Origin of the sequence: Intrasporangium sp. (assembly GCF_051961875.1) — a bacterium.
GTDB lineage: Bacteria > Actinomycetota > Actinomycetes > Actinomycetales > Dermatophilaceae > Intrasporangium_A.
In genome coordinates, this window is record NZ_JBQCCV010000016.1 from 1 (window position 1) to 3,694 (window position 3,694).

Annotated in this window: 1 protein-coding gene and 2 pseudogenes; all 3 read right to left on the minus strand. The window is 70.7% G+C overall.

Annotation, left to right across the window (positions count from 1 at the left end; all coding sequences use genetic code 11):
• Positions 1 to 561 (minus strand): annotated as a pseudogene (locus ACTHJJ_RS00700) (hypothetical protein); the annotation flags it as partial.
• Positions 558 to 3,485: an FtsX-like permease family protein gene (locus ACTHJJ_RS00705; protein ID WP_440301019.1), complete on the minus strand. Its 2,928-nt coding sequence runs from the start codon at positions 3,483 to 3,485 to the stop codon at positions 558 to 560. The pseudogene ACTHJJ_RS00700 and the gene ACTHJJ_RS00705, both read right to left, overlap by 4 nt.
• Before the next feature lie 4 nt (positions 3,486 to 3,489).
• Positions 3,490 to 3,694 (minus strand): annotated as a pseudogene (locus ACTHJJ_RS00710) (ABC transporter ATP-binding protein); the annotation flags it as partial.

Consider the following 3,694-nt stretch of genomic DNA (forward strand, 5'->3'; position numbering starts at 1 on the left):
CCCAGCGCCCCACTTCGTGACCACCACCTCACTGTCATCAGCCGGCCAACGCCCGCTGATGAGGTGCGCTCGGTCGCCCAGATCGGCGTGTGGTTGGAGACTCACTCCCAGTGCGTTGACGGAGATCGTCTTCTCGGGAGATGCGACACGGAGCTGACCTTGGGCCAACGGAATCGCGGTTCCGCCGGTCAACCCGGCAATGGCCCTGGCCGGATCGTTCTCGATCCCTCCGATCGGTGTGGCGGGCGGTGAGTCTCCGTCTGAACCCCACCCCCGGCCGAGGGCTTCCTGGTAGATCTGCTTTCCTGCGACCGGTCCGCTCACTATCGCTTGACCGGTGCCGAACAGATACGGTTCCTGCTCGTTGTCGTCGAGGGTCATCGAGAAGACCAGCGTCGCGCCGGCGCTGATCAGCAGCACCGGGAGCCCGATCATGATCAGGATGAGGATGCTGCGTCCGCGGTGGCGGCGTACGTCGCGGCGCGCCATGCGTAGCGCCACCCGCCAGCCCGCCTGCCAGCTACTGAACCGGCCGCCACGCATGTCGCTCGTGCCCGTCACGTCGCCCTCCTCGTGACGACGGGAGCCCGACGCACCGAGAGCCAGGCGAGGGCTCCGGCGACGAGGGGGACGAGTACGACGGGCAGCAGGATCTGCAGCCATGGCACGTCGATGACCACGGTGCTGACGTCCATGCCCTGATCGGTGTACCGCGCGGTCATGATGCGCGAGAGGGCGATGCCGGGCGCGACGCCGACGAGGACGCCCAGCACAGCGCCGAGGAGGCCCAGGTAGGTGGCCTGTGCTCCCGCCATGGCCCGTCTCGTACGTCGAGTGGCGCCCACCGCAGCGAGGGTGCCGAGGAGCGGTGCCGCCTCGGCCTGCCCGAGGGCGGTCGCGATGAGCGTCGCGACGAGGATGATCAGGGCGATGACCCCGATGACGAGCGCGATGATGAGCCCGTCGTCCCGCTGGAAGCCCCGTTCCACGTGCATGGGCACCTCCCCCGCGACCGCGCCCACCGCATCGAAGATCCGTTGCTCCTGCTCGCCCGTGATCGGGCCATTGCCACGAAGGACGATGTAGTTGGGGAACTGCTGTAAGCCGAGTCTGCTGGCCGTGTGGGTCGTGATGATTCCGCCAGGCCCGCCGCTCCCGCCATTGACGATGCGAACCCACTGGTCGTGGCCGAGGTGGACCACGGGCAGGGTGACGACGTCGGTCCCGTCGTGGTCCTGGATGGTCGGCCTGCCGTCCGGACCCGGCGTCAGCGTGTAACGGAAGAACGTGGCACGGCCGTCCACCACGTCGAGGTCGACCGGTCGCATCTGCTCGATGGCGAGCGGCGCGGACCCCCACCGGGATTGGTGGGGCAGCGCCCGCGCGAAGTCGGGATCCAGGATTGCGACGGCTCCCTGTGCCAGCCCGGCACGCTGCTCGGGGGTGAGGTCGAGCATCGTGGTCAACTCGTCGAGATCCGCGGCGATCAGTTGCGACCCCGACGATGAGCCACTGGTGGAGACAGTCGCGCACTTGGGTGGCGGGTCTCCTCGGGTGACCTCACGACCCTCAACCGCTGCCATGTCGTCGTCCTCGACGATCACCTCGCGCGGGGTGCACCCTGCACGCGGCGCTGCGAGTCTGTTGGCGGGTACGTCCTCAAACCCCAGCCCGATGAGCCCGAGCGTCCGGACCGTCGGGTCGGCTCGGCGGATCGCGGCGGTCGTCTCCGCCATTGCAGCGGTCGGGTCGGGGCCTCCCGGGGGATAGACCATCGCCTGCCCGTCCGCGAGGACCGGCTGGTACTCCTTGGCCTTGCGGAGAGTGTCGCCCTGCAATGCGATGCATACCGTTGTGAGGACCGCCGCGCCGGCCATGATCGCGGCCACAGTGGGCGTGGCCCGGCCGCGGAGTCGGCCAGCCTCCCGAGCGGCCATCCGCGCGGCGAGCGGCAGACGATGGGCGCGGCGGCCTCCAAGCGCCAAGACCAGCGGCACCACGAGCAGCGCGCCTATGACGAGCAGCAGCACCCCGCCGAGGAAGACGAAGAAGTAGACGTCGGCGGTCTGGAAGGAGGCGAGCGACACGGCGGCGACGCCGACGCCGGCAAGGACCGCGCCGACGACCGGAACGCGCTTGCGCAATCGCGGAGAGACCGACTGCCCGCGCATGACCGAGACGATGTCGAGCCGGCCGAGGCCGCGGCTCGGGATGAGCGCAGCCACGACCGAGCTGAGCACGCCAGCGGCCGTGACGAGCGCCATGGCCGACCACGGCACCTCGAGCGGCCCGAAGAAGTGGTTCGGCCGCAGCCGTCCGATCAGTACGACGGCGGCGAGACCAGCAGCGAGTCCGATGGCCGCGCCGACGAGGGACGAGAGTGCGCCGAGGACCAGGGCTTGGGCGAGCACACTCCGCCTCAGCTGTGCTGTCGTTGCGCCGTTGGAGGACGCGAGGGCGAGCGTCCGCCGCTGCCGGGCAGCGCTGACCGCGAAAGCCGGGCCGGCGAGCAGCGTGGTCAGCAGGAGCAGGCCGAGCGATGCCCCACCGACGCCATAGAGCGCCGAGATGCTCCCGGACGACAAGAGCCCCATCCCATCGGGCACCTGCATCGTCTCGGGATGCTGGACCACGTAGCGGCTATAGGCGCCGACGCCATACGTATTGAGCTGCTCGATCTCAGGCCAGGTGATGGGGGAGTTGCGCTCGACGAGCCACTGCGTTTCGGCAAGGTCGGGCGACATGGGAGTCATGACCAGCTCCGCGGGCGTCACCTGACTGGGACTCCACGAACTGAAGCCCTGTCCGGTGCCGACCAGCGTCACGGTCCGCGTCGTCTGCCCGCCCTTCCCGTCGTCCGTCGTCAGCTCGAACGTGCCAGTGGCCGGCAGGCCCGCTGCGACACCGAGGGCGGTGACCAGCGCCTCGTCCGGCCCGGTCGGCCAACGGCCGGTCTCGAGGCTCGCCCGGGGCGACAGCACGCCGCCCCCGTCCGTGGCGTCCGCCCCGACCACGGTCACCGTGAACCGGTGACCGTCGACCCGCGCAGTCCCTCGGATCGAGGTCATCGGGTGTAGCCGGCCTCCGACCAGCTCGCCAAGCGCCGCGGCCTCCGTGCCCGGTCCGAAGCCAGGGACCGGCTTGGCTGCCGGGGCGTGGTCCGAACCGTTGCCGTAGAAGGTGTTGGGGTCAAGCAGCTGGGTCAGCGCCTGGGGACGCGGGCCGACCAGGTATCCCTGGCTCTGCCCGACCTGCAGGGGCAGCCGCTCCTCCGTGTCGAGGTCCTCGCTGAACCAGAGCGTGCTGCCGGCCACGAGCAGCAGCACCGGAAGCCCGACCATGACCGTGATCAGGATGCTCCGGCCGCGATGCCGGCGCACGTCACGCCGCGCCATCCGCAGCGCAACGCGCCATCCCGCCCGCCATTGCTCGAAGCGGCCCGTCCCCTGCCCGGGCCGCCCCGAGCCCCCCTGCCCCCACGCCATCAGGTCACCGCGTCTGCGCGAGGAGCGAGTCCGCCGAGTCCGGCCCGCCCGTCGAGTCCACGATCCGCCCGTCCCGGAGGAAGATCACCCGGTCGGCCCACGCCGCGTGCCGCGCCTCGTGCGTGACGAGCAGCCCGGCCGCGCCGGCGTCGCACCGCTGCCGGAGCACGCGCAGCACCTCCTCGCCGGTGTGCGAGTCGAGGGCACCG

Bases quoted from the DNA above. Each gene is read 5' to 3' on its own strand.
- ACTHJJ_RS00705 (WP_440301019.1), bottom strand. From the start codon at position 3,485: ATGGCGTGGGGGCAGGGGGGCTCGGGGCGGCCCGGGCAGGGGACGGGC.